The sequence below is a fragment of the Catellatospora sp. KI3 genome (assembly GCF_029948125.1).
Classification (GTDB): domain Bacteria; phylum Actinomycetota; class Actinomycetes; order Mycobacteriales; family Micromonosporaceae; genus Catellatospora.
Map to the genome: position 1 here is coordinate 31,328 of NZ_JASAMB010000027.1, position 26,086 is coordinate 57,413.

The following is a 26,086-nucleotide window of genomic DNA, read 5'->3' on the forward strand; positions in this document are numbered from 1 at the left end:
GTCACTGCGCCTGTCGTCACTGTGCCGCGCCGGACACGCCCAGTCCAGGGGCGTCGGGCAGGACCACGGCGGCCCCGTCGTAGCGGGGTCCGCCGACCACCGGGCTGCCGGCCAGCCACCAGCCGGCGTCCAGGTCGCTCACCACGGTCGTCGGGTGGGCCGCGACCAGGCTGGCCGCGGCGCCGATGCCCACCGGGCCCTCCATCATGGACCCGACGCAGGTGCCCAGCCCGTGCGCGGCCGCCAGCTCCAGCAGCGTGCGCGCGGTGCTCAGGCCGCCGCACTTGGCCAGCTTCACGTTGACCAGGTCGGCGGCGCGGCGCCGGATCACCTCGACCAGGTCGCGTACGCCGAAGACGGACTCGTCAGCCATGATCGGCAGGTCCGCGCGGGCGCTGACCCAGGCCAGCCCGTCCAGGTCGGCGCGGGCCACCGGCTGCTCCACCAGCTCGACCGGCAGGTCCTCGGCGGCGATGCGGTTGATGATGCGCACCGCGTCGCGCGGGGTCCAGCCCTGGTTGGCGTCCAGGCGGACCTTCACACCCGGGTCGACGGCACCGCACACGGCCCGGATCCGGGCCAGGTCGCCCGCGGCGTCGGTGCCCACCTTCACCTTGATGACGGTGAAGCCCTCGGCGGTGCGCTGCTTCGCGGTGGCCGCCAGCGCCGAGGCCTCGCCTGCGGCGAGGGTCACGTCGGTGGGGACCCGCAGGGCGGTGCCGCCGAGCAGCCGTACCAGCGGAATGCCCAGGCGGCGCGCGGCCAGGTCGTGCAGCGCGACGTCCACGGCCATCTTGGCCGCCTCGTTGCCCACCACCGCGCGCGCCGCCTCGCGGCAGCGGGCGGCCAGGTCGTCGGGGTCGCGGCCGATCAGCAGCGGGCCCAGCACCTGCTCGACGCACGCCTGCGAACCGGCGATGCTGGCCCCGGTCACCGCCCACACCTGCGGCGCCTCGCCGAAGCCGGAGACGCCGTCGCTGTCGACGATCTCGACCAGCAGGGTCTCGACGGACGTGGCGCGGCGCAGCGCCGTCACGAACGGCGTGTGCAGCGGCGCGGAGACGGTGCGGGTGCGGACCTCGATGATCGACACGCCCCAGACGATAACCTGCGGCCAGCCCTTGCGAAAGAATTCTTCGGTAACGACTCGTACGGTGAAGGGCCCCTTTGTCGAACGGGGCCCTCCATCGGCGCCGGTCGCTAGCCGCGCTCGGCCCAACTGGCCGCGGCGATCCGCCCCAGCAGGTCGCAGGCCTGCTCGTCGGACAGGTCACCGGTCGTGCACACCGCCAGCAGGTACGGCTGCGCGCCGGCCGGATATACGATCGCGCTGCTGTGGCGCTCGCGCGGCACCCAGCCGTTCTTCAGTGCCACCCGCGCGTCGGCGGGCAGCCCCCGGTGCAGGTCGTCGCGGCACTCCTGGGCGGCCAGGACGTCGATCATCTGGGCCGACCCGGCGGGCGAGGCGAGCCTGCCCGACTCCAGCGCGCCGAACAGGGCGGCCAGGTCGGCGGCGGTCACCTCGTTGCTGATCCCGGCGTCGCGGGCCGGGTAGTCCTCGATGCCGCGGTCGGTGTGCGCGCCGACCGCCCCGGCCAGCCGCCACACCTCGTTGACCTGCGCGAACGCCGACTCGTTGGGGCCGAGTGCGGCCAGCACCAGGTTGGTGGCCAGGTTGGACGATTTCACGATCATCCTGGTCGCCAGCCAGCGCAGCGGCACCTGCTCGCCCAGCCGGGCCCAGACCGCCTCGTCGCTGTCGTACTCCGGGTCGTTGCGGTAGGCGGGCGCGCCCGGCGCGGTGGAGACGTGCTCGTTGTGCACCAGCACCGGGGCGTCGAGGTCGAGCGACCCCGCCTCGGCGGCGCGCCAGGCGGCGACCATCACGCCGACCTTCATGGTGCTCGCGGCGTAGTGCCGGGCGTGCTCGGCGCGGGCGTACGCGGCCGGGCCGCCGACCGGCCCGAACCAGACCGAGGCCGTCCCCGGGAACGCCGCCAACTCCTGCTCGAACGACTGCACAGTGGACATGCTCGGAGCTTACTGAGAGCGGGGCGACACGCGAGGGCCGCGGCTTGTAGAGTGCGCCGCCGTGACTGACTTGATCCCTCCGCACCTGTCGGCCCCGGTGGCGGCCGTCGACCGCACCTACGCCTGTGAGAACTGCGGCTGCAGCCCCGCGGCGCCGATGACCTTCCGCGGCCACCGCGGCATGATCATTCTGATGTCGTTCCTCAAGAACAAGGGCGTCTACTGCCGCGACTGCGGCCTGGCCGTGTTCCGCAGCATGACCAGCCGGACCATGATCCAGGGCTGGTGGGGCTGGGCGTCGTTCGTCATCACCCCGTTCATCCTGCTGTACAACCTGTTCGGCCGGCTCAAGCTGAACAAGATGGCGGCGCCGGTCCCGTCACCCGACGGCTGGTCCGGTGCGCCGTGGCCGGCGGGCCGCCCGATCTACCTGCGCCCCACCATCGTCGGCGCACTGGTCCCGCTGGCCGTGCTCGGCCTGATCGTCGTGGGGATCGCGACCGGCGGCGACTCGAGCAAGGTCGGCCAGTGCGTACGCGCGACGGCCGGCGGCGACGTGACCTTCGTCGACTGCTCCAAGAGCAACGACGGTGTCGTCACCAAGGTGGTGGAGAGCGAGGACCAGTGCCCCAGCGACTCCATCGCCACGGTGGAGGAGTACCGCGAGTCGCGCTACGGCGGCAGCAAGACCACCTACGACTACCTCTGCATCGGCGCCACCGAGCAGCTCTGACCCGGGCTGCGGCCCTCTCCGTGGTCGGTTAGGCTCCGGCCTGGGACCATGGGGAGGGCTCATGCGGATGACGCGCGTCCACTATCTGTTCGGCGGGCTCGCGGTGGCGGGCGTGCTGATCGCGGGCACGGCGATCGTGCTGGACGGCGGCGACCCGCCGCGTACCGCCGAGCCGCCGCCGGCTGCCGCCGCCGAGGTGCTGCCCGGCGAGCCGTCGCGCACGCCGGAGGCGAGTCCGTCGCCGAGTGCGAGCCCGTCGGCCAAGCCGAAGCCGTCGAAGTCGCCGACGCGCAAGCCGCAGCCCAAGCCCACGCCGCGACCGACCAAACCGGCTGGTCCGGCCGCGCCGCCGCCGGCTCCGGCCCCGCTGCCGTCGGGCAAGGCCTGCCCCTACCACGAGGGCACCGACGCGCCGAAGGACCAGGTCGAGGCGGCGCTGGAGGCCGCGGCCGCGCGGCGCTACTGGACGAAGTCGGCGGTCACGCTGCCCACCAGCCTGATCAAGGCGGTGGCCAGGCAGGAGAGCGGCTGGCAGTCGACGATCGTGGCCTGCGACGGCGGCGTCGGCACCATGCAGGTGATGCCGGTGACCGCCGACTGGCTCAACGACGCCTCGCAGTTCACCATGGACGAGGACCTGCACACCCTGTCGGGCAACACCATGCTCGGCTCGGCGTACCTGCAGTGGCTGATCAAGTACTTCGGCGACCGGTACGACTTCGGCACCTGCGACACCGGCACCGAGCCGGACCCGGACCCGTCGGCCTCGCCGTCGGCGGCGCCCGCGCCCTGCCCGGTCGACTACACGCTGCGCGAGTCCGACTGCGCCCGCGACCCGGCGGTGGCCGACAGCAAGGAGTGGTGCCTGCTCAACGCGGTGATCTCCGCGTACAACTACGGGCAGGGCGCCGTCGACCGCGAAGCGACCGACGGCGACACCGTCTTCTACCCGAACCCGCAGTACGTGGGCAACGTCCGGGCGCTGATGGGGCAGTTCTCGGGCTAGGCGGCCGCGCGGGCCTGCCGGTCCAGCCAGCCCCAGGCGAGCAGGAACTGCGCCAGGGCGTAGGTGAGCATGACCCAGATCGGCGGGCCGGGGATGGTGAACGCGTCGGCGACGCGTACCGCGATCAGCAGGTCCGACAGCAGGAACAGGCCGCCGCCCAGCGCGGTGCGCCAGCCGAACGCCGACGACAGGGCCGCGGTGCCGGTCAGCGCCAGCCCGTACCCGGCCATCGGCACGGCCAGGCCCACCTCGGTCAGCGCGGGCCACAGCCAGGCCAGCGCGCCGACCAGGAAGACCAGGTAGCCGACCGGGACCAGCAGCATCGGCATGGTCCGCAGGCGGCTCAGGGCACCGTTGCGTACGAACGTGGTGATGTAGCAGACGTGCGCGCACAGGAACAGCACCATGCCGCTGATGAACCAGGCGGTGCCCTCGTTCTGCAGCGCGATGTCGCCGAGGGTGGAGAAGGCCAGCGCGGCCAGGATGCCGGGGGTGGCCTTGCGGCCCTGCTGCCGGGACGCGAACCAGAACCACAGCGCCAGCAGCGGGATCAGGATGGGTTTGGTGGCCCAGTCGAGGGCCTTGTTCTCGGTGCCCGCGGCGATGATGTTCAGCGCGGCGTCCAGGCCGAAGAGGGCGAGGACCAGCCGGTCAGCGCGCATGTGGATCTCCAAAGGAAAGGGGTGCCGCAGCTTAGCAGCACCCCTTCACCTTCAGACAGATCCTGACCTGGTGGGTCAGGCGTGCTTGCGGCGGGCCGCCAGGCGGCCGCGCTGGGTCTGGTCGAGGATGACCTTGCGGATGCGGACCGCGCTCGGCGTGACCTCGACGCACTCGTCCTCGCGGCAGAACTCCAGCGCCTGCTCCAGCGAGAGCTTGCGCGGCGGGATCAGCTTCTCGGTCTCGTCGGAGGTGGAAGCCCGCATGTTGGTGAGCTTCTTCTCCTTGGTGATGTTGACGTCCATGTCGTCGGAGCGCGAGTTCTCGCCGACGATCATGCCCTCGTACACCTCGACGGTCGGCTCGACGAACAGCGTGCCGCGCTCCTGCAGGTTGGTCATCGCGAACGCGGTGACCACGCCGGAGCGGTCCGCGACCAGCGAGCCGTTGTTGCGGGTGCGCAGCTCGCCGAACCACGGCTCGTACTTCTCGAAGACGTGGTGCAGGATGCCGGTGCCGCGGGTGTCGGTCAGGAACTCGGTCCGGAAGCCGATCAGGCCGCGGGCCGGGACCAGCCACTCCATCCGGATCCAGCCGGTGCCGTGGTTGACCATCTGCTCCATCCGGCCCTTGCGGGTGGCCAGCAGCTGGGTGATCGCGCCGAGGTACTCCTCCGGCGCGTCGATGGTCAGGCGCTCGACCGGCTCGCACAGCTTGCCGTCGATCTCCCGGGTGACCACCTGCGGCTTGCCGACGGTCAGCTCGTACGACTCGCGCCGCATCTGCTCGACCAGGATGGCCAGCGCCAGCTCGCCGCGGCCCTGCACCTCCCACGCGTCCGGGCGCTCGGTCGGCAGCACGCGCAGCGACACGTTGCCGACCAGCTCCTTGTCGAGCCGGTCCTTGACCATGCGCGCGGTGACCTTGGCGCCCTTGACCCGGCCGACCAGCGGCGACGTGTTCGTGCCGATGGTCATGGAGATGGCCGGCTCGTCGACGGTGATCAGCGGCAGCGGGATCGGGTTCTCCGCGTCGGCCAGCGTCTCGCCGATCATGATGTCGGAGATGCCGGCGACGGCGACGATGTCGCCGGGGCCCGCCTCCTCGGCCGGCTTGCGCTCCAGCGCCTCGGTCATCAGCAGCTCGGAGATGCGTACGTTCTGCTGGGTGCCGTCGGTCTTGCACCAGACCACGGTCTGGCCCTTGCGGATGGTGCCCTGGCGCACCCGGCACAGCGCGAGCCGGCCCAGGAACGGCGAGGCGTCGAGGTTGGTGACGTGCGCCTGCAGCGGCGCGCCCTCGGTGAAGGTCGGCGCCGGGATGGCGTCGAGCAGGGTCTGGAACAGCGGCTGCAGCGAGTCGCTGTCGGCGGGGACCTTGCCGTCCTCCGGCTGGGTCAGCGAGGCGATGCCGTCGCGGGCGCAGGCGTAGACGATCGGGAAGTCGATCTGGGACTCGTCGGCGTCGAGGTCGAGGAAGAGCTCGTACGTCTCGTCGACGACCTCCTTGATCCGGGCGTCGGGCCGGTCCACCTTGTTGATGACCAGGATGATCGGCATCCGGGCCTTGAGCGCCTTGCGCAGCACGAACCGGGTCTGCGGCAGCGGGCCCTCGGAGGCGTCGACGAGCAGGACGACGCCGTCGACCATGGACAGGCCGCGCTCGACCTCGCCGCCGAAGTCGGCGTGGCCGGGCGTGTCGATGATGTTGATGGTGACCTGGTCGCCGTCGGCGCCGACGTACTTGACGGCGGTGTTCTTGGCGAGGATGGTGATGCCCTTCTCCCGCTCAAGATCGCCGGAGTCCATCACCCGGTCGGCGACCTCGGCGCGGGCGTGAAAAGCGCCGGCCTGCTTGAGCATGGCGTCGACGAGCGTGGTCTTGCCGTGGTCGACGTGGGCGACGATCGCGACATTACGGAGATCGGGGCGGGTCTGCATGCCTCTATTCTCCGGCATTCTTGATCAAATACCGTGCTCGGGGGGCATCGCGTGTCCGAGGTCACCGTTCGGGCGACCCCTGGCGGGGGGACAGCAGGTGGCCTGGCCGGAGCAACGGGGTTGTACCGGACATGCCGCTTGACTCCCCCCGGACCGGCCTACTGCTCGCTCTGCTCGCACCGGCGCTGCTCCTGCCCGCCACGGCGCACGCCGAACCGCCCCCGCCCGCGGCCCGGGTCCACGCCGAGGGCGGCGTGCTGGCCGTGCGCACCGGTCCCGCCGTCGACCGCCCGGTGACCGCCCGGCTGGCGGACGGGACCGCGCTCGCGCCGCGCTGCCGGGTCTGGGGGCAGCGGCTGACCGGACCGCTGCGCACCAGCGCGTACTGGGTGGCGGTCGACGGGGGGCTGGTGCCGGACGCCTTCCTGGCCTGGTCGCCCGGCCGGGCGGCGATACCCGACCGGCTCGCCTGGTGCGCGGAGTCGGGGCAGGCCGCGACCGCCCGGGTGGCGGCGGGCGGCAGCAGCCTGAACGTCCGCTCCGGCCCGGGGACCGGGCACGCCCGGGTGGGCGCGCTCGCCGACCGGGCCTGGCTGAACGTGGCCTGCCAGGTGTGGGGGCAGGCGGTCGGCGACGGGCGGCGCGACCGGGTGTGGCTGCGGCTGCGGCCCGGCCGGTACGTCGCGCAGGCATACGTGCGCTGGTCACCGCACCCGCCCCGGCTGCCCTGGTGCGGCCAGGAGCCGCCCCGGCCGCTGCCCGCCGGGGCGGCCGCCTTCGCGCGGGAGCTCGCCGCGCCGGCCCGGGCGGCGGCGCGCGCCACCGGGGTCCCCGCGTCGGTGCTGCTGGCGCAGGCCGCCGACCTGAGCGGCTGGGGCCGGTCCGCCGGGTACGCCGACTATGCCCTGTTCCGGCGCGGCTGCGCCGACGGCCCCGGCGCCCTTGCCCTGGGCTGCCGCGACGGGCTGCGCGCCTACCGCTCGCCGCGCGAGGCACTGCTCGACCAGGCCCGGCTGCTGGCCGACCGCCTGGGCGGCAGCCCGCCCGCCGACCCTGACGGGTTCGTGTCGGCGCTGGCCCGCAGTGGTCACTTGGCCACTGCCGACGCCGCGCGGCTGCTCACCCTGCTGCGCCGCTACGACCTCAACCGCTACGACCTCCCCCGCTTCGACCGCTGAGCGAGGAGCGCTGCGACTGCTTGAGCGAGGCGTTGCCGCTGCCCACCCTGCCCGAGGCGCGCTTTCGCGTCGGCCTGTCGGCCGTTCGGACTAGGCCGCGTGGGGTGTACGGCCGAGTGACCTCGTCCGGGTGGCCATAAACACTCGTCCTGGTCAACCAAGGGCCCCGCCTTGATCGCCTATCGCGGTGACGCGTCGCGCGGCGACTCGTCGCGGCGGGGGCACAGGTCGCGGGTGGCAGAGGGTGGCATGGGTCGGCTGATACTGAGCGCGCTGCGGGAGCGCCGCGGCGAGACGGCGCTGCTGGCGCTGCTGGGCATCCTGGTCGTGGCCGCCGCCGCGGCCGGGCCGCTGTACACCGCGGCGGCCACCGCGCAGGCGGTCGCCGTCGAGGCGGCCGGTGCCTCGGCCGCCGAGCACGCGATCACCACCACCGCCGAGATCGACGCCAAACCCGACGCCGCCTCGGCCGCCGGGGTGGCCGCCGGCGAGGTCGGCCCGCTGCTGTCGCGCCCGGGGCTGACCGAGGTGCGCGGCGCGTACGTCATCGGCACCGTCTCGACCGCCCCGGCACCCGCGCCGACCGGCACCGCGCCGTCGGCCGTGGCAACGCCCGCGACCGGGACGGCGGCGGAGGCCAGGACGGTCGTCGCCGCGCTGGCCGCCCGCGACGGCCTCTGCGCGCACCTGGTGCTGCGCGGGGCCTGTCCGAGTCAGGCCGGAGAGGTGGCGCTGTCCGCGCCGACCGCCGCCGCGCTCGGCGTGGACGTGGGCGCGGTGCTGAGCTACCGGCTGTCCGACCTGACCCCCCGCGCCGTCCGCGTGATCGGCGTCTACGACCCCGACCGCGCACCCGACGGCACGTCGCCGCTGGCCGACCCGTACTGGGCGGGCCGGGCCGACCTGACGCCGATCCCGCTGCGGCCGCAGAACCCCGTCTACACCGTCGCCGGCACGATCGACCAGCTCGGCCCGGTCACCGTCAGCGCCACCGTCGACTTCCTCACCCCCGCCCGGCTGACCCCGGCGGTGCTCGACGAGCTGAGCCGCCCGACCGGGGCCAGGTCGGCGCCCGGACCCGGCTACACCGTCCGCGACGGGGTCTACAACCTGCTGCGCCGGGTACGCGCCAGCCAGGCCGCGCTGCCCGCCCCGGTGCTGATCGGCGCCGGGCAGCTGGTCGCCGTCGCCTGGGCGGTGCTGCTGCTGGGCCTGGTCTACTCGGCCGCGCAGCGGCGTACCCAGGTGGCCATGGGCGGGCTGCGGGGCGCGCCGAGGCGGACCCGGATCGCGCTGACCGCCGGACCCGCGGTGCTGGTGCTGCTGGCCGCCGCGCCGCTCGGCCTCGGCCTGGGCTGGCTGCTCGTCCGGGTGCTCGCCTGGCTGGCGCTCGATCAGGTCGACAGCGTGCCGCTGGACCCGGCCACCCTGGCCACGGCGGGCATCGTGGCGGCGGCGGTGCTGCTCGGCGCGGTGGTGGCGCAGCTGCGGGTGCACTCGGGCCCGGTGCTCGACGCGCTGCGCGAGGTGCCCGCCCGGCGCGGCGGCCGGGTCGCGGGCACGGTCGAGGTGCTGGCCGTGGTGCTCGCCGTCGCGGCGCTGACGCAGAGCGCGCCCTCGACCGACGGTGCGGTCGACGACGCCGGGACGGTGCTGCCCGCGCTGGCCGCCGCCCTGCTCGCCGTGGCCGCCGGGCTGCTGCTGGCCCGCGTCGTCCGCCCGCTCGCGGCGGCGGTCGGCACCGCCCTGCTGCGTACCGGCCGCCCCGGTGCGGCGCTGGCCGCGCTGTACGTCGCCCGCCGCCCCGGCACCGACCGCCTGGTCGCGCTGGTCGTCGTGGTGGTGGCGCTGCTGGGGCAGGCCGCCCTGGCCTGGCAGGCGACCCGGGGCACCGTCACCGACCAGGCCCGGCTCCAGCTCGGTGCCGAGCGGGTGGTGACCGTCCGGGCCGCCTCGCGCTCGGCCCTGCTGCACGCGGTACGCCAGGCCGACCCGGCGGGGCGGTGGGCCATGGCCGCCGCCCGCGAGCGCGGCTCCTCCGGCACCACCGTCGCCGTGGACACCTCGCGGCTGGCCGCCGTCGCGCACTGGCCCGCCGCCGCCACCCAGCCCGCGCCGCAGGCGGCGCAGCGGCTGAGCCCGCGCGCCAACGAACCGATCCGGATCACCGGCGCCGAACTCGGGCTGGACGTGACCGTCCCGGTGGGCCAGAAGGCGACCGTGCTGGTGACGGTGGTGCTGGAGGGGCCCGCGGGCGAGCAGCTCGCCGTCGTCGCGCGGCTGGACCCGGTGCCCGGCCGCAGCGAGCACCGGCTGCCCGTGCCGGCCTGCGCGAGCGGGAGCGGCTGCCGCCTGGCCTGGTTCAGCTTCCCGTTCTCGCCCGACGACGTGGTCTTCCACCGCGTCCTGCAGCACGCCCCGGACGCCGTCGTGCTCGACGAGGCGGGCATGAGCGCCCCGGCCCGGTTCCGCACCGAGGTCGGCGCCGAGTCCGGGACGCTGCTGGAGCCCAGCGCCGCGGGCCTGTCGCTGCGGTACTTCCCCGCCGATCCGCGCCACCCCGACCCGGACATCCGGATCCAGGCCTCCGACACCGCGCTGCCGCTGCCGGTGCTGGTGGCCGGGCCGCCCTCGGTGGAGCAGGACGGGACCCTGGTACGTGCCAGCGCATTCGGGGCGCTGCCCCGGCCGATCGACATCGTCGGCACCGCGCCGCAGCTGCCCGGTGTGGGCACCGAGGGCGTACTGGTCGACCTGACCGCCGCCGACCGGGCCGCCGACACCTCCGACAACATCGCCGACCTGCAGGTATGGCTGGCCGCCGACGCCCCCGCCGACGCCCTCGACCGGCTGCGCGCCGCGGGCCTGGTCACCGTCTCGACCGTCGCCGTCGACGAGCTGGTCGAGCGCGGCCTGGCGCTGCGGACCGGGCCCGGTGCCCGGTTCCACCTCGGGGCCGCGCTGCTGGCCCTGGTGCTGGCGCTGGTCGCGGTGGCGCTGGTGGCCGCGGTGGACTCCGGCGGGCGCGGGGCGCAGCTGGCCGCGCTGCGCACCCAGGGCGTGCCGCAGCGGGCGGTGCGCGCGGCCACCCGCACCGGCTACGCGCTGGTCGTGGCGGCCGCAGCGGTGGCGGGCGCGCTGGTGGCCGTGCCGGTGTGGTCGGTCCGACCGCTGTCGGGCGGCCCGCCGACGCCGCTGGTGCTGCTCGCGGTGCTGCTGCCCGCCGCGGCCGTGCTGGTCGGGGCGGCCCTGTGGACCGGCGGCCGGTTGTCGCGGGTGGACGGGCTCGACCTGGAGGAGGTCCGGTGACCGGGCTGCTGTGGAGCATGCTGCGCGAACGGCGCGCGGCCGCCCTGATCACGCTGCTGCTGACCCTGGCCGCGGCCGCGGCCGCGACCGGCGGGCCGGTGTACCACGACGCCGCCGCGCAGGCGCTGCGGCTGGCCCAGGTCACCGACGCCCCGGTGGTCGAGCGGGTCGTCGCGGGCCAGCGCATGGTGGACGAGGAAGAGGTCAAGGGCACCAAGTCACCGCGGCTGCCGTACGTGCCGGGGCTGCGTACCGTGGCGGGGCTCCAGGTGGCCGGGAAGGCGCTGGTCCAGCCGCCCGGTGCGGCGGCCGGGGCCGATCCGGTCAGGGCCGACGCCTGGCTGGTGTCGCGGGGCGGCGCCTGCCGCGAGCTCACCATCAGCGCCGGCCGGTGCGCGGTCGCCGACGACGAGGTGGTGGTGCGCGACGACCTGGCCGCCCGGCTCGGGCTCAAGCCCGGTGCGACGGTCGAGTTCTCGCCCGGCGACCGGCGGGACCAGCGGCTGCCGCTGGCGGTGGTGGGCACGTTCGCGCCGCCCTCGTCGACCGACGCCTACTGGGCCGGCCGGGCCGGCCTGCTCGGCGGCGAGTCGTCGCCGATGTTCACCACCGACCGCACCGTGATGCGGACGGGGGAGCTGGTCACCCGGACGGTCGACCTGATCGCCCCGCCCGGGGCGTACGCCGATCCGGAGCGGCTCATCGCGGGCCTGAACCAGTCCCGGGTCGAGCTGACCGCGGGCAACTTCGTCACGGTCACCGAGATCCCCGCGCTGATGGCCCGCATCGCCCAGGGCGAGAGCCTGCTGGCCGACAGCGTCACCGTGGCCGCGCTGCCGCTGGTGCTGCTGTGCTGGTTCGTGCTGTTCCTGGTCGTCGCCGCGGCGGTGGAGGGGCGCAGCGAGGAGCTGGGCCTGACCGCGCTGCGCGGTACGCCGTGGCGGCTGCGCTGGGCACTGCCCTTCGCCGAGGTGGCGCTGCCGGTGCTGACCGCGGCCGGGCCTGGGCTGCTGCTGGGGTACTTCGGCACCAAGGCCGTGCTCGCCTCGGTGATGCCGCAGGCGCAGGTCGCCCTGGGCACCCGCTCGCTGCAGTACGCCGCCGTCGCCGTGCTCGGGGCGCTGCTCGCGGGCGCCTTCGCCCAGGTCGGCGCCCTGCGTACGCCGGTGCTGGGGCTGCTGCGGCGGCTGCGGGCGCCCCGCCGGGCCGGGGTGGCCGCGACCGTCGAGGTGGCGGTCGGGGCGCTGGCCGCGCTGGCCGGCTACCAGGCCGCGGTGGCGGGCAGCGCCGGTGGGCTGGGCCTGCTCGCGCCGGTCTGCTTCGGACTCGGGCTGGGCCTGGTCGCGGCGCGGGTGCTGCCCGCGCAGGCGGTCCGCCTGGCCTGGGCCAGCCTGCGGCGCGGACGCCTGCGCACCAGCCTCGGCGCCTTCGCGATCGCCCGGGTGCCCGGGGCCGCCCGCCTGGTCGTGCTGATCACGGTTGCGTTCGGGCTGCTCGGCTTCGTGCTCACCGCGTACGACACCTCCGGCCGGGCCTGGGCCGAACGGGCCCGGGTGCAGACCGGTGCCGCCGAGGTGGTGCGGGTGCAGGACACCACGGCCCCGCTGCTGCTGGCGGCGGTGGCCAGGGTGGACCCGCGCGGCGACTACGCGATGGCGGTGTCCCACTACCGCAACAGCGGCATGCAGCTGATGATGGCCGTGGACAGCGCGCGCCTGCCGAAGGTGGCCAACTGGCCGCAGGATGCCACCGTCGGCCCCGCCGAGGCAGCCCGGCTGCTGCACCCGGTCGAACCGGACCGGATGCTGGTCAAGGCGGACTCGCTGGACGTCGACGTGGCGGTGACCTCGCCCGATCCGGAGATCACGCTGCAGGTGCGGCTGGTGTTCGTCAGCGCCGACGCGCTGCGGCGGGTGGAGGCGCGCCTGGTGCAGGTACGTCCCGGCCGGCACCGGCTGACCGTGCCGACCGAGGGCTGCGGCGTGGCGCCGTGCCGGCTCGACGAGCTGTCGGTGGTGCCGGAGCGCACCGGGCAGACCCGGTTCACGCTGACCATCGGGGCGCTGCGGGACCAGGACGGGCAGGTGGCCCTCAGCGCCGACGAGCTGTCGCGGCTGGAGCGGTGGTCCCAGCCGCAGTCCAGCTCGGCGCGGCCGGTGGTGAAGCTGAGCCGTACCGCCGAGGGCCTGACCATGACGGCCGACGGCGCGGTGCTGCCCGACACCAGGCTGGTCGCGGCGATCCTGCCCGGCCCGGTGCCGCTGCTGGTGACCCGGCCGCTGGCGGTGCAGAGGTTCACCGCCACCGGCGGCCTGGAGATCCCGATCGCCGAGGCGGCCCGCACCTCCTCGGTGCCGCGCTTCGGCACGTACGGCGCCCTGATCGACCTGACCTACACCGACCTGGTGCTGGGCCGCGGCGTGACGCTCACCGCGACCGAGGTGTGGCTGTCGGCGGACGCCCCGCCGGACGCGATCGCGCGGCTGCACGAGGCGGGGCTGACCGTGCTCGACCACTACACGGTGGCCCAGCGGCGCGACCAGATCAGCGTGGCGCCCCGGCTCGGCCTGTGGTTCGGCCTGGCCGTGTCCGCGATCTCGGTGCTGCTGGCCGCGGCCGGGCTGGCGGCGCTGGCGACGTTCGAACGGCCCGGCGGCGACAGCGGCCTGTCGGTGCTGAACCTGCAGGGGCTGCGCGCCCGGACGCTGCGCACCGTGGCCACCGGCAGCCGGTGCGCGCTGGCGCTGGTGGCGATGCTGACCGGCCTGGCCGCGGCGGCGGCCGCCTGGGCGCTGGCCCGCGACGTGCTGCCGGTCTTCTCCGACGGTGATCCGTCGTTCCCCGCCCCGGCGCTGCCCCGGCCGGGCGTGGTCGCCGGGCCGGTCGCGGCGGCCGCGGCGGTGCTGCTGTTGGGGTGCTGGATCGCGACGCACCTGGTGCGCGCGCAGAGTGAGGGAGCGGACCAGTGACAGGTCTGGCGGTCAGGTGCCGCAGGGTCGTGCACATCTACCGGTCCAGCGGCGGTGACGTGGTGGCGCTGTCCGGCGTGGACCTCGACATCGCGGCGGGCGAGCGGCTGGCCCTGGTCGGCCCGTCCGGCTCGGGCAAGTCGACGCTCATCGCCCTGCTGTCGGGGCTGATGCGGCCCAGCGCCGGGCAGGTGCGCATCGGCGCCACCGACATCGGCCGGATCAGCGAGGCCGAGCTGGCCCGTATGCGCGGCACCGACCTGGGCGTGGTGCTGCAGGGGGCGCGGCGCAACCTGCTGCCGTACGCCACGGTCGCGGCCAACATCTGGCTGGCGCAGCGGCGGGCCGCCCAGGTGCGCCCGGCCGACCTGGAGCCGCCGGAGCGGATCCTGTCGCTGCTCGGCCTGGTCGGCATGGGCCACCGCCGGGTGCGCGACCTGGCTCCGGGTGCGGCGCAGCGGGCCGCGATCGCGGTCGGCGTGGCGGCCTCGCCCGGCCTGCTGCTGGTCGACGAGCCGACCAGCCGCCTGGACCGGTCCGCCCGCGACGAGGTGCTCGACGCCCTGGACACGGTCAACCGTGAGCGCGGCACCACCATCGTCGCGGTCACCCACGACCCGGAGGTCGGCGCCCGGCTGGGCCGCGCGGTGACCATCCGCGACGGCCGCGTCGGCGCCGAGGGCCGCGACGGCCGCGAGTTCGCCGTCGTCGCCAGCGACGGCACCGTCCAGCTGCCGCCCGAGGTGCTGGAGACGGTCCCGCCGGGCACGCTGCTCGTGGTCGAGCAGTCCGACAACCGCCTCAGCCTCCTCTTCGACCAGTCCTGAGACGCCGACGAGGGCACCTCCCGCCGCATCGCGACCGGGAAGGTGCCCTCGGCTGCCGCTGCTACCGGTCGAAGTCCCCGGCCTTGGCCCCGGCCACGAAGGTGCGCCACTCGTCCCAGGAGAACCGCAGCACCGGTCCGGCCGGATCCTTGGAGTCGCGCACCGCCACGAGGGCCGGCAACTCGGCGATCTCGACGCAGTCGCTCACGTTCGGTCCGCTGCGGGTGCTCTTGCGCCAGGTCGCGTCCGTCAATTCCACATCGCGCATCGCGCGTGCTCCTTATGCCCTACTCAACGTGATTCTGCGCTATACGGAGCAGTAGCTGCCGTGACGATTGCGGGCTCAATGCCACAGCGCAGAGATGGTCGAAGACCAGACTATATCGCCGTACGTCGCGAGCGTCGTCAAGGTAGACCGCGCCCGCATATCCTTCCAGATAGACCGTGTCGGGATCACGCGGATCGGCGAATCGCATCACCCGGAACGAGCCCGGCATCGCCTCGTACTCCCCGTGCTCGAAGGGCAGCACCTGGATGGTCACGTTCGGCCGGTCGCCCGCCGCGACCAGTGCCTTGAGCTGCTGGCTCATCACCTCGGAGCCGCCCACGCGGCGGTGCAGCGCCGCCTCGTCGAGGATCACCCACAGCTCCGGCGGGTCCGGCCGCAGCAGGATCTCCTGGCGGGTGAGCCGGATCCGCACCCGCCGCTCGACCTCCTCCTCGTCATCGGGAACGGCGGTCCTTATCAGCGCTCTCGCGTATTCGGCGGTCTGCAGCAGACCCGGGACTAGCAGTAGATCCGTGCCCCGAATCGAGGCCGCCTCGGATTCGAGCTGAATTAGTTTCAGAAAGGGCGCCGAAAGGTCGCCGTACTTGAGCCACCAGCCGCCGCGGCGCTTGGATTCGCGGGCCAGTTCGGTCAGTTCGTCGCGCTGTAGGGCGTCGGCGAGGCCGTACAGGTCGAGCAGGGCGAGCAGGTCGCCGCGGCGTACCCCCACCTCGCCGTTCTCGATCCGGCTCAGCTTCGACGGTGAGCAGTCCAGCACCGGCCCCACCTGCTGGTGGGTCATCCCGGCGCGTTCGCGCAACTCCCGCAGCGCGACGCCGAGCCTTCTGCGCCGCAGTGACGTGCCCGAGGTGGCCATGACCCTCCTTCGATGACGATCAGTTCGCCCCAGTCTGGTGCGGCCGCTTCGAGCCCGGCAAGACCTGCTGTGCGCGCTTGCCGACTGGATGTCGGCGACCTGCCACAGTTGGCCCGCGCGCAACCTTGAACCTGAAACTCGCACGTGCGAATCTGGAATCCGGGACGGCGCACCGGGAGGCCGACGTGCACAGTGGACGAATCTCAGACTCGCAGGCTGCGGGTTACCGGCGGATGCTGCGCGACCACACCCCGGACCCGGCCGCGCCGGAGGCGGGCTGCCCGATCTGCCACCGCCACCACTGCGCCGACTACCGGTACGCCTTCGGCACCCTCGCCGTCGCCGGGCGCTCCACCGCGGCCGACGCCCCGCCCAGCGCCTGACCTGCGCGGCGATAATCCGTGGCACCCGGCCGCCGGTGCGCGTAGCGTGGCGGCCAGTACGTGAGACCGGCTCGCCGAGCCGACCGAGACGACGGCCTTGAGGAGGTGGCGCCATGACTGTCGAGGTATCCAGCACGCCACCTGATCGGGTGGCGTGACCCCGCTTCCCGCACCCGCAAGGCAAGGACATCGCAGATGACCGTCTCGTTGTCGTCCCTCGGCTGGGACGACCGCTTCGCTTCCGCATACCCGCTATTCGACCGGCCCGACCACGAACCCGGCCGGGTGGTGCGCGCCGACCGCGGCGTCTGCACCGTGCTCGCCGCGGCCGGCACCGTACGGGCCAGCCTCGGCGGCCCGGCCATGCTCGCCGCCGCGGCCGACCCCGTCGCGCTGCCCTGCGCGGGCGACTGGGTGGCCCTACGCCACTGGCCCGACGCCCGGCTCACCATCGAATCCGTGCTGCCCCGCCGCAGCGCCGTCATCCGCCGCACCGCGGGCAAGGACTCCACCGGCCAGGTCCTGGCCGCCAACCTCGACACCGTCGCCGTGGTCGCCTCGCTCGACCCCGGCCCCGAACCGGCCACCGTCGAGCGCCTGCTCGCCCTGGCCTGGGAGTCCGGCGCCCAGCCCGTGCTGGTGCTGACCAAGGCCGACCTGGTCGCCGACCCGGCCGCGCTGGCCGACCAGCTCGCCGAACTGGCCCCCGGCGTGCCGGTCCTGCCGATCAGCGCCGAGCACGGCCACGGCATGGACGCCCTCGCCCCGTACGTGGCCCCCGGCCGCACCCTCGGGCTGCTCGGCCCGTCCGGCGTCGGCAAGTCCACGCTGGTCAACGCGCTGCTCGGCGCCACCGTGATGACGACCCAGGCCAACCGGCGGGTCGACGGCAAGGGGCGGCACACCACCACGTACCGGGCGCTGATGCCGGTCCCCGGCGGCGGGGCGGTGCTGGACACGCCCGGCATCCGCGGGGTCGGCCTGCTCGACGGGGAGGTCGGGCTGGAGCAGACGTTCTCCGACGTGCTGGCGATCATCGCGGAGTGCCGGTTCGCCGACTGCGCGCACGGCGAGGAGCCGGGGTGCGCGGTGCGGGAGGCGCTGGCCGACGGGGCGCTCACCGGGCGCCGCTGGGAGAGCTGGTGCAAGCTGCAGCGCGAGTTGGCGTACGAGTCGAGGCGGCGCGAGGACCGGATCGCCACGGCCGCCCGCCGCCGCGGCCGCCGGTGGGACCGCCCACCCCGCTTCCGCCTCTGAATTGACGCTGGCCTATCCAGTGGCATGGCATCGACGTTGGCCTATCTAGAAGTGCGACACGCCGAAGTCGTCCTCTGGATAGGCCAGCGTCAATAAAAGGCGGGGCGGGGCGGAGCGGGGCGGGGTGCGCGGCCGGACCGGTGGGTGGCTGTGTCAGCTGGGTGGCGGGGTCAGCCCCGGGCGGTCCTCGGTGATGCAGTAGAAGCGGCTGCCGTCCGTGACGTACTCGTGGCCCCGGCACCCCGTCCAGTCCGGCACCACCGCCTCGATCCGCGCGTCGTGCTTGTCGGCGCACGAGACGAAGCGGACTGCGTCGTACCTGCCGAGCGGCGTCGACCGGGACACGCAGCCGCCGACCTGGTCGTACCGCTGGCCGCCAGGACCAGCCGTCAGCGGTGCGAGCGCGACCAGCGCCGCCAGCAGCACCGGCGCCAGCCACGAGGCGGGTCGGCGCATGACCGGGCGGCCCGGCACCAGCGGCCGGTGGTTGGGCGCGGCCGCCACCGGGTGCGGGCGGGGCTCGTCCAACCGGGTGAATTCGCGCCGGGCGGCCAGGTTGCGGGCCAGCACCACGGGCACCAGCACCGGGGACAGGAAGTGCCAGACGCCCCCGCTCAGCGACCGCGCGGTGGCGTCGCGGAACAGCGCGGTGCCGCAGTCGCGGCAGAACGGCCCCCGCTCGCGGTTCCAGCGCAGATACACCAGCACGCCGCTGACCTGGTACACCGTCGCGGGCGCGGCCGGGAGGTGGTGGCACATGACGCAGACCGGCCCGGCCTGGCCGGCGGGGTCGTCGAGGGCTGAGGCGCTGGTCACGTCGGTCACGGTCGCGGATGCTAGCGCGCGCGCCGGGCGTCCTCCAAGGTGTATGACTGAAGCCGCCGACCGACCCGGACCCGGCCGTGACCGGGGACTCGCCGGGGTTAGCACGTGTGTTCGTGGCGCGTGGCGAACTTGTCGGAGGGCGGGGCTAGAGTTGCCCAGGCACTCGACTGCCCTGCAGTCCGCGTGAGCTCCGCGCAGGTGCGCGCGGCTGCGCGCGTACTGCTGAGAGCTTTGTCCGGTGCTGTGACTTTCGGGCGTCCCCCGGGGCGCATTCATTGGTAACACTTCCGAGCAACCGTGGTGGGGGAGAGCCTTCCGTGAGCGATCGACTGATCATTCGTGGGGCGCGCGAGCACAATCTGCGCGACGTCAGCCTGGACCTGCCGCGCGAGGCGATGATCGTGTTCACCGGCCTGAGCGGTTCGGGCAAGTCGAGCCTGGCCTTCGACACGATCTTCGCCGAGGGCCAGCGGCGCTACGTCGAGTCGCTGTCGTCGTACGCCCGGCAGTTCCTGGGCCAGATGGACAAGCCCGACGTCGACTTCATCGAGGGCCTGAGCCCCGCGGTCTCGATCGACCAGAAGTCGACCTCGCGCAACCCGCGCTCGACCGTCGGCACCATCACCGAGGTGTACGACTACCTTCGCCTCCTGTTCGCCCGCGTCGGCCAGCCGCACTGCCCGACCTGCGGCGAGGCGATCAGCCGGCAGAGCCCGCAGCAGATCGTGGACCGCATCCTGGCGATGCCGGAGGGCACCCGGTTCCAGGTGCTGGCGCCGGTGATCCGCGGCCGCAAGGGCGAGTACCTCGACCTCTTCTCCGACCTGCAGAGCCGCGGCTTCGCCCGCGCCCGGGTCGACGGCGTGGTGCACTCGCTGACCGAGGTGCCGAAGCTGGCCAAGCAGCAGAAGCACACCATCGAGGTGGTCGTCGACCGGCTCGCGGTCAAGGAGAGCAGCAAGCAGCGGCTGACCGACTCGGTCGAGACCGCGCTGGGGCTCGCCGGCGGCATCGTGATCATGGACTTCGTCGACCTGCCCGAGGACGACGAGCACCGGGAGCGCAAGTTCTCCGAGAACCTGGCCTGCCCGAACGAGCACCCGCTGGGCATCGAGGACCTGGAGCCGCGCGTCTTCTCCTTCAACTCGCCCTACGGCGCGTGCCCGGAGTGCACCGGCCTGGGCACCAAGAAGGAGGTCGACCCGGAGCTGGTCGTGCCGGACCCGGAGAAGACGCTGGCCGAGGGTGCGATCGCGCCGTGGGCGGGCGGGCACACCATGGAGTACTTCTCCCGGCTGCTGGAGGGCCTGGGCGACAAGTACGGCTTCGACATGGACACCCCGTGGCGGGCGATCACGGCCAAGGCGCAGAAGGTGATCCTGCACGGCGCCGAGAACCAGGTGCACGTGCGCTACCGCAACAAGTACGGCCGCGAGCGCTCCTACTACTCCGAGTTCGAGGGCGCGGTGAAGTGGCTGGAGCGCCGCCACTCCGACACCGAGAGCGAGTGGTCGCGGGAGAAGTACGAGGGCTACATGCGGGAGGTGCCCTGCTCGGTCTGCGACGGCACCCGGCTCAAGCCCGAGGTGCTCGCGGTGACCCTGGACGGGCGCAACATCGCCGAGCTGTGCGCGCTGTCGGTGGGCGAGGCCGCCGAGGCGCTGGCCGCGCTGGTGCTGGACGACCGGCAGCGGTTCATCGCCGAGCGGGTGCTAAAGGAGATCAACGCCCGGCTGCGCTTCCTGGTGGATGTGGGCCTGGACTACCTGTCGCTGGGCCGCCCGTCGGGCTCGCTGTCCGGCGGCGAGGCGCAGCGCATCCGGCTGGCCACCCAGATCGGCTCCGGCCTGGTGGGTGTGCTGTACGTGCTGGACGAGCCGTCGATCGGCCTGCACCAGCGCGACAACCACCGCCTGATCGAGACCCTGGTGCGCCTGCGCGACCTGGGCAACACCCTGATCGTGGTGGAGCACGACGAGGACACCATCCGCACCGCCGACTGGATCGTGGACATCGGTCCGGGCGCGGGCGAGCACGGCGGCCGCATCGTGCACTCGGGCACCTACGACAAGCTGCTGGTCAGCGAGGAGTCGATCACCGGGCAGTACCTGTCGGGCCGCAGGGAGATCGCGGTGCCCGCGACGCGGCGGCCGCGTACGCCGGGGCGGGAGCTGACCGTGGTCGGGGCGCGGGAGCACAACCTGCGCAACCTGACCGTGGCCTTCCCGCTGGGGCAGTTCACGGCCGTCACCGGCGTCTCCGGCTCGGGCAAGTCGACGCTGGTCAACGACATCCTGTACACGGTGCTGGCGAACCAGATCAACGGCGCCCGGATGGTGCCCGGCCGACACACCCGGGTCACCGGCCTGGAGCACGTGGACAAGGTGGTCGGGGTGGACCAGTCGCCGATCGGGCGCACCCCGCGGTCGAACCCGGCGACGTACACGGGCGTGTTCGACAACATCCGCAAGCTGTTCGCCGAGACGACCGAGGCGAAGGTGCGCGGCTACGGTCCGGGCCGGTTCTCGTTCAACGTCAAGGGCGGCCGCTGCGAGAACTGCGCGGGCGACGGCACCATCAAGATCGAGATGAACTTCCTGCCGGACGTGTACGTCCCGTGCGAGGTGTGCAAGGGCGCCCGGTACAACCGGGAGACCCTGGAGGTGCACTACAAGGGCAAGACCATCGCCGAGGTGCTGGAGATGCCGATCGAGGAGGGCGCCGCCTTCTTCGAGGCGATCCCGGCGATCCACCGGCACCTCAAGACGCTGGTCGACGTCGGCCTGGGCTACGTGCGGCTAGGGCAGAGCGCCCCGACGCTGTCCGGCGGCGAGGCGCAGCGGGTCAAGCTCGCCTCGGAGCTGCAGAAGCGCTCCACCGGGCGCACCGTGTACGTGCTGGACGAGCCGACCACCGGCCTGCACTTCGAGGACATCCGCAAGCTGCTGCTGGTGCTGCAGGGGCTGGTCGACAAGGGCAACACCGTGATCGTCATCGAGCACAACCTCGACGTGATCAAGTCGGCCGACTACCTGATCGACATGGGCCCGGAGGGCGGCCACAAGGGCGGCACGGTGCTGGCCACCGGCACGCCCGAGGACATCGCCGCCGTGGCGGGCAGCCACACCGGCGAGTTCCTGGCGCCGATCCTCAAGGCGGCCGCCCCGGTCACACCCGCGCCGCGGGCGAAGAAGGCCAGCCGGGCGAAGCAGGCGCAGGCCGCCTGAGCTGCCCTTTCGCAAAGTAGTTGAATTCGCAGCTAAATTTCAGAGACGCCGGGTAGGTTGCCTTTCAGACCCCTCACAGGAAGGCGACCTACCCCTATGAGTGACGCGCTTCAGCCTGCCGCCACACGCCGCACCCTGCTCGCGGGCGCCGGGATGGCGGGGGCGGCCGGCCTGCTCGCCGCCTGCGGCACCGACGAACCCGCCGCGACGCCGACCGGCGGTGCGCCAGGCGGCGGCAGCAGCCCGGGGGCGGCCCCGCCCAGCGGCACGGTGCTGGGCAAGACGGCCGACATCCCGCTCGGCAGCGGCAAGATCTTCGCCGAGCACAGCACGGTGGTCACCCAGCCGTCCGCGAACGTGTTCGTCGGGTTCAGCAGCATCTGCACGCACCAGAGCTGCCCGGTCAGCCAGATCGCCGACGGAAAGATCAAGTGCACCTGCCACTTCAGCGAGTTCAACATCGCCGACGGCGCCCCGGTCCGGCCGGACCAGCCCGCCGGGCGGCCGCTGGACGAGCGCCGGATCGTCGTGGAGGGCGACGAGGTGCGGGTCGCGTGAGCTGCCGCGCACCCGCTGGGGCGGGCGGCGTCAGACCTCCCTACTAGGCTTGCCGCGTGGCTGATCCGTCCCAGTACCGGCCCGCGCCGGGCAGCATTCCCGACGCGCCCGGTGTGTACCGTTTCCGTGACGACACGGGGCGGATCATCTACGTCGGCAAGGCCAAGAGCCTGCGCAGCCGGCTGAACTCATACTTCGCCGATCTGTGGTCGCTGCACCAACGCACCCAGCAGATGGTCACCACCGCCGCGGGCGTGGACTGGGTGGTCGTCGGCACCGAGGTCGAGGCGCTGCAGCTGGAGTACTCCTGGATCAAGGAGTACGACCCCCGCTTCAACGTGAAGTACCGCGACGACAAGTCGTACCCCTACCTCGCCGTCACCCTCGACGAGGAGTTCCCGCGCCTGCTGGTCATGCGCGGGGCGAAGAAGAAGGGCGTCCGCTACTTCGGGCCGTACTCGCATGCCTGGGCCATCCGCGAGACCCTCGACCTGCTGCTGCGCGTCTTCCCGTCGCGCACCTGCTCGGCCGGGGTGTTCAAGCGCGCGGGCCAGATCGGCCGCCCCTGCCTGCTCGGCGACATCGGCAAGTGCTCGGCCCCGTGCGTGGGCCGGGTCAGCGCCGACGAGCACCGCGCCATCGTGCTGGAGTTCTGCGACTTCATGGCCGGGCGCACCGACGAGATGCAGAAACGGCTCGACCGCCAGATGCGCGAGGCCTCCGCCGCGATGGAGTACGAGCGCGCCGCCCGCCTGCGCGACGACCTGGTGGCCCTGCGCCGCGCGATGGAGAAGCAGTCGATCGTGCTGTCCGACGGCACCGACGCCGACGTGGTCGCCTTCGCCGACGACCCGCTGGAGGCCGCGGTGCAGGTCTTCCACGTCCGCGACGGGCGGGTGCGCGGCCAGCGCGGCTGGATCGTCGACAAGACCGAGGAACTCACCATCGGCGACCTGGTGCACCACTTCTGCACCCAGATCTACGGCGACACCCAGGTCCCCGCCGAGGGCACCGAGGCCGATGTGCCGCGCGAGATCCTGGTCCCGGAGCTGCCCGCCGACGCCGACGCGCTGTCGGACTGGCTGTCGGCGCACCGCGGCTCGCGGGTGAACCTGCGCGTGCCGCAGCGCGGCGACAAGAAGGCCCTGATGGAGACCGTGGCCCGCAACGCGCTGCAGTCGCTGGCCCAGCACAAGCTGCGCCGGGCGGGCGACCTGACCGCGCGCAGCCGCGCGCTGGAGGAGATCGAGGACGCGCTCGGCCTGCCCGGCGCCCCGCTGCGCATCGAGTGCTTCGACATCTCGCAGATCCAGGGCACCGACGTGGTCGCCAGCATGGTCGTCTTCGAGGACGGCGTCCCCCGCAAGAGCGACTACCGGCGCTTCATCATCAAGGGCGCCACCGACGACGTGTCGGCGATCAGCGAGGTGATGCGGCGCCGCTTCGCGCGCTACCTGGCCGAGGGGCCGGTCGAGCCCGAGCCGGACGGCGGGCGGCCCAAGCGGTTCGCGTACCCGCCGCAGCTGATCGTGGTCGACGGCGGCGCGCCGCAGGTCAACGCCGCCGCGGCGGTCATGTCCGAGCTGGGCGTCACCGACGTCGCCGTCTGCGGCCTGGCCAAGCGGCTGGAGGAGGTGTGGCTGCCCGACGACCCGATGCCGGTGATCCTGCCCCGCCAGGCCGAAGGGCTCTACCTGCTGCAGCGCGTGCGCGACGAGGCGCACCGGTTCGCCATCACCTTCCACCGGCAGCGCCGCTCGGCCCGGATGACCGCCTCCGACCTCGACAGCGTGCCCGGTCTCGGCGAGATCCGGCGCAAGGCGCTGCTGCGCCACTTCGGCTCGCTCAAGCGGCTGGCCGCGGCGGGGGCGGACGAGATCGCCCAGGTGCCCGGGATCGGGCCGCGCACGGCGGCGGCGGTGCTGGCGGCGCTGGGCGTACCCCAGCAGGTGAATCCGACCGCAGGAAGCGGTGCTCCGGGCGAGCCTGGCTAGGATGAAGCCTCGTGCCGGGCGGTGACCCGGCGCGGGAGCGCTAGTGGGGGCGTACGTGAGCGTGGATACGGCAAGGCACGGCGCGGCGGGGGAGCGCGCGGAGCCGGTGGCCGAGACCGGAACCGGCGAGGCCGGGACCGACCTGGTGGTGGTGACCGGCGTCTCCGGCGGCGGCCGCAGCACGGTGGCCCGTGCCCTGGAGAACGTCGGCTACTACGTGGTCGACAACCTGCCCCAGGCGCTGCTGGTCCAGCTCGCCGAGCTGGCCGCGAAGGCGGGCGGGGCGGCCCGGCACACCGCGATGGTGCTCGACGTGCGCAGCCGCGCCTTCTCCACCGACCTGGCCGGCGCGATCCGGGAGCTGCGCGAGCGCGGCTTCAGCCCGCGCGTGGTCTTCGTCGACGCCGACGACGAGGTGCTGATCCGGCGCTTCGAGAGCGTGCGGCGCTCGCACCCGCTGCAGGGCGACGGCCGCCTGTCCGACGGCATCGCCGCCGAACGGGCCCTGCTCGCCGAGGCCCGCGAGCAGGCCGACGTGCTGATCGACACCTCCCACCTGAACGTCAACCAGCTGCGGGCCCGGGTCGAGGAGCTGTTCGCCAGCCCCGACGCGCTGCGGCTGCGGGTCACCGTGCTGTCGTTCGGCTTCAAGTACGGCCTGCCCCCCGACGCCGACTTCGTGCTGGACGCGCGCTTCCTGCCCAACCCGTTCTGGGTCTCGGAGCTGCGCGAGCAGACCGGCCGCGACGAGCCCGTCAGCAGGTACGTGCTGGGGCAGCGGGGCGCGGGGACGTTCGTGGAGACGTACGCGCGGCTGGTTCTGGCCACCGCGCCGGGTTTCGAACGCGAGGGCAAGCGGTATCTGACCGTCGCCGTCGGTTGTACCGGCGGTAAGCACCGGAGCGTCGCCATCGCCGAGGAGCTGGCCCGCCGCCTGCGTGAACTTCGGGTGGTGGCACACGCGCAGCACCGCGACCTCGGCCGTGAGTGACACCACGAGCGACTTCGGCGCATATGACGGGGAACACTGACGAGGCTCGGCACGTCCATGACCGCGACGAGCTCAGCGAGGAGCGGCATGAACGAGGCGACGAAGCCGATCAAGGTGGTGGCCTTCGGGGGAGGGCACGGCCTGAGCGCCAGCCTGCGCGCGCTGCGCGCCACCGGGCTGCCGCTGGACCTGACGGCGGTGGTGACCGTGGCCGACGACGGCGGCTCCAGCGGCCGGCTGCGCGCGGCCCGCTCGGTGCTGCCCCCCGGTGACCTGCGCCAGGCCCTGGCGGCGCTGGCCGCCGACGACGGGGTCAGCGACGGTACGGCCAAGCTGATGCAGTACCGCTTCACCGGCTCGGACGAGCTGGCCGGGCACCCGGTCGGCAACGTGGTGCTGTGCGGTCTGATGGAGCTGCTGGGCGACCCGGTGGCGGCACTGGAGCACGCCCAGGCGATGGTGCACGCCGTCGGCCGGGTGCTGCCCATGTCCTGCCATCCGCTGGGCATCGAGGCCGACCTGCTCGTCGACGGCGAGAAGGTCACCGTCCGCGGCCAGCACCAGGTCGCGGTCGCACCGGGCCGGGTCCTGGAGGTACGGCTGGAGCCGCCCTACCCGCAGCCGTGCCCGCAGGCCATCGAGGCGATCGGCGCGGCCGACTGGCTCGTGTTCGGCCCCGGCAGCTGGTACACCAGCGTCATTCCGCACCTGCTGGTGCCCGAGCAGGCGGCCGCGATCACGGCCAGCCCGGCGCGCCGGCTGGTGACCCTGAACCTCGCCGCGGACCGGGAGACGGTCGGTCTGTCGCTGCCCGACCACCTCGCGGCGCTGAGCCGGTACCTGCCGGACCTCAAGGTCGATATTGTTCTGGTCGACAGGAATGCCGTGCCAGACCCCGAACCGGTCGCGAATGCGGCAGAATCACTCGGTGCCCGCATCGCGCTCGCCCCGGTGGCGGTCGATGACGGCACGCCCCGACACGATCCGGTCCGATTGGGCCGCGCACTGGTGCCACTCTTGGGCACCGCTCGTTAGCACGTACGAACCCGGCAC

General features: G+C 73.6%; 20 protein-coding genes. 13 read left to right on the forward strand and 7 right to left on the reverse strand.

The window, feature by feature from the left end; genetic code table 11:
• Positions 1 to 16: 16 nt before the first annotated feature.
• The gene (locus tag QEZ54_RS31175; protein ID WP_281308330.1) at positions 17 to 1,093 is read right to left on the reverse strand and encodes a dipeptide epimerase; all 1,077 of its coding nucleotides are present in this window, start codon (positions 1,091 to 1,093) and stop codon (positions 17 to 19) included.
• A 107-nt stretch (positions 1,094 to 1,200) separates the two neighbouring features.
• Positions 1,201 to 2,031, reverse strand: a complete 831-nt coding sequence (locus QEZ54_RS31180; protein ID WP_281308331.1) for a serine hydrolase — start codon at positions 2,029 to 2,031, stop codon at positions 1,201 to 1,203.
• 61 nt (positions 2,032 to 2,092) lie between these two features.
• Here QEZ54_RS31180 and QEZ54_RS31185 point away from each other — a divergent pair, with 61 nt between their 5' ends.
• Positions 2,093 to 2,764, forward strand: a complete 672-nt coding sequence (locus QEZ54_RS31185) for a hypothetical protein (RefSeq protein WP_281308332.1) — start codon at positions 2,093 to 2,095, stop codon at positions 2,762 to 2,764.
• 61 nt (positions 2,765 to 2,825) lie between these two features.
• Positions 2,826 to 3,770, forward strand: coding sequence for a transglycosylase SLT domain-containing protein (locus QEZ54_RS31190; RefSeq protein ID WP_281308333.1), 945 nt, complete (start codon positions 2,826 to 2,828; stop codon positions 3,768 to 3,770).
• Here QEZ54_RS31190 and QEZ54_RS31195 read toward each other — a convergent pair.
• The gene (locus QEZ54_RS31195) at positions 3,767 to 4,432 is read right to left on the reverse strand and encodes a lysoplasmalogenase (RefSeq protein WP_281308334.1); all 666 of its coding nucleotides are present in this window, start codon (positions 4,430 to 4,432) and stop codon (positions 3,767 to 3,769) included. The two genes, QEZ54_RS31190 and QEZ54_RS31195, sit on opposite strands and share 4 nt — an antisense overlap.
• 75 nt (positions 4,433 to 4,507) lie before the next feature.
• Positions 4,508 to 6,370 carry a translational GTPase TypA gene (typA, locus tag QEZ54_RS31200; protein ID WP_281308335.1) on the reverse strand — a complete coding sequence of 621 codons (1,863 nt, stop codon included), beginning with the start codon at positions 6,368 to 6,370 and terminating at the stop codon, positions 4,508 to 4,510.
• Positions 6,371 to 6,501: 131 nt separating this feature from the next.
• Between typA and QEZ54_RS31205 the strand changes: the two genes are divergently transcribed.
• From QEZ54_RS31205 to QEZ54_RS31220, 4 genes are all read left to right on the forward strand, one after another.
• Positions 6,502 to 7,548 (forward strand): hypothetical protein, encoded by a 1,047-nt coding sequence (locus tag QEZ54_RS31205; RefSeq protein WP_281308336.1) that lies wholly within the window; start codon positions 6,502 to 6,504, stop codon positions 7,546 to 7,548.
• A 249-nt stretch (positions 7,549 to 7,797) separates the two neighbouring features.
• Positions 7,798 to 10,857, forward strand: a complete 3,060-nt coding sequence (locus QEZ54_RS31210) for a hypothetical protein (protein ID WP_281308337.1) — start codon at positions 7,798 to 7,800, stop codon at positions 10,855 to 10,857.
• Positions 10,854 to 13,826, forward strand: coding sequence for a hypothetical protein (locus tag QEZ54_RS31215; protein WP_281308338.1), 2,973 nt, complete (start codon positions 10,854 to 10,856; stop codon positions 13,824 to 13,826). The genes QEZ54_RS31210 and QEZ54_RS31215 overlap by 4 nt, the downstream gene beginning before the upstream one ends.
• Positions 13,823 to 14,653 (forward strand): ATP-binding cassette domain-containing protein, encoded by an 831-nt coding sequence (locus tag QEZ54_RS31220; protein WP_281308339.1) that lies wholly within the window; start codon positions 13,823 to 13,825, stop codon positions 14,651 to 14,653. The genes QEZ54_RS31215 and QEZ54_RS31220 overlap by 4 nt, the downstream gene beginning before the upstream one ends.
• 61 nt (positions 14,654 to 14,714) lie before the next feature.
• On the opposite strand, the gene QEZ54_RS31225 is transcribed toward QEZ54_RS31220, so the two are convergent.
• On the reverse strand, positions 14,715 to 14,921 hold the full coding sequence (locus QEZ54_RS31225; RefSeq protein WP_281308340.1) for a DUF397 domain-containing protein: 207 nt from the start codon (positions 14,919 to 14,921) through the stop codon (positions 14,715 to 14,717).
• Positions 14,922 to 14,940: 19 nt separating this feature from the next.
• A complete protein-coding gene (locus QEZ54_RS31230; RefSeq protein WP_281308341.1) occupies positions 14,941 to 15,798 on the reverse strand; it encodes a helix-turn-helix transcriptional regulator in 858 nt (285 codons plus the stop codon).
• 185 nt (positions 15,799 to 15,983) lie between these two features.
• Here QEZ54_RS31230 and QEZ54_RS31235 point away from each other — a divergent pair, with 185 nt between their 5' ends.
• Both QEZ54_RS31235 and rsgA read left to right on the forward strand, forming a co-directional pair.
• Entirely contained in the window at positions 15,984 to 16,181 is a 198-nt protein-coding gene (locus QEZ54_RS31235; RefSeq protein ID WP_281308342.1) for a hypothetical protein, read from the forward strand.
• A gap of 195 nt (positions 16,182 to 16,376) precedes the next feature.
• Positions 16,377 to 17,438 (forward strand): ribosome small subunit-dependent GTPase A, encoded by a 1,062-nt coding sequence (gene rsgA, locus QEZ54_RS31240; RefSeq protein WP_281308343.1) that lies wholly within the window; start codon positions 16,377 to 16,379, stop codon positions 17,436 to 17,438.
• Between the two features lie 153 nt (positions 17,439 to 17,591).
• On the opposite strand, the gene QEZ54_RS31245 is transcribed toward rsgA, so the two are convergent.
• Complete coding sequence (locus QEZ54_RS31245; RefSeq protein ID WP_281308344.1) at positions 17,592 to 18,263, reverse strand: hypothetical protein; 672 nt, start codon at positions 18,261 to 18,263, stop codon at positions 17,592 to 17,594.
• Between the two features lie 317 nt (positions 18,264 to 18,580).
• On the opposite strand from QEZ54_RS31245, the gene uvrA reads away from it, so the two are divergent.
• From uvrA to yvcK, 5 genes are all read left to right on the forward strand, one after another.
• Positions 18,581 to 21,490, forward strand: coding sequence for an excinuclease ABC subunit UvrA (gene uvrA / locus QEZ54_RS31250; RefSeq protein ID WP_281308345.1), 2,910 nt, complete (start codon positions 18,581 to 18,583; stop codon positions 21,488 to 21,490).
• A gap of 96 nt (positions 21,491 to 21,586) precedes the next feature.
• Positions 21,587 to 22,048 (forward strand): Rieske (2Fe-2S) protein, encoded by a 462-nt coding sequence (locus QEZ54_RS31255; RefSeq protein WP_281308346.1) that lies wholly within the window; start codon positions 21,587 to 21,589, stop codon positions 22,046 to 22,048.
• A 56-nt stretch (positions 22,049 to 22,104) separates the two neighbouring features.
• The gene (uvrC, locus tag QEZ54_RS31260; protein WP_281308347.1) at positions 22,105 to 24,042 is read left to right on the forward strand and encodes an excinuclease ABC subunit UvrC; all 1,938 of its coding nucleotides are present in this window, start codon (positions 22,105 to 22,107) and stop codon (positions 24,040 to 24,042) included.
• Between the two features lie 106 nt (positions 24,043 to 24,148).
• Positions 24,149 to 25,033: an RNase adapter RapZ gene (gene rapZ / locus QEZ54_RS31265; protein ID WP_281308348.1), complete on the forward strand. Its 885-nt coding sequence runs from the start codon at positions 24,149 to 24,151 to the stop codon at positions 25,031 to 25,033.
• Positions 25,034 to 25,120: 87 nt separating this feature from the next.
• Positions 25,121 to 26,068, forward strand: coding sequence for a uridine diphosphate-N-acetylglucosamine-binding protein YvcK (gene yvcK, locus QEZ54_RS31270; protein WP_281308349.1), 948 nt, complete (start codon positions 25,121 to 25,123; stop codon positions 26,066 to 26,068).
• Positions 26,069 to 26,086: the final 18 nt, after the last annotated feature.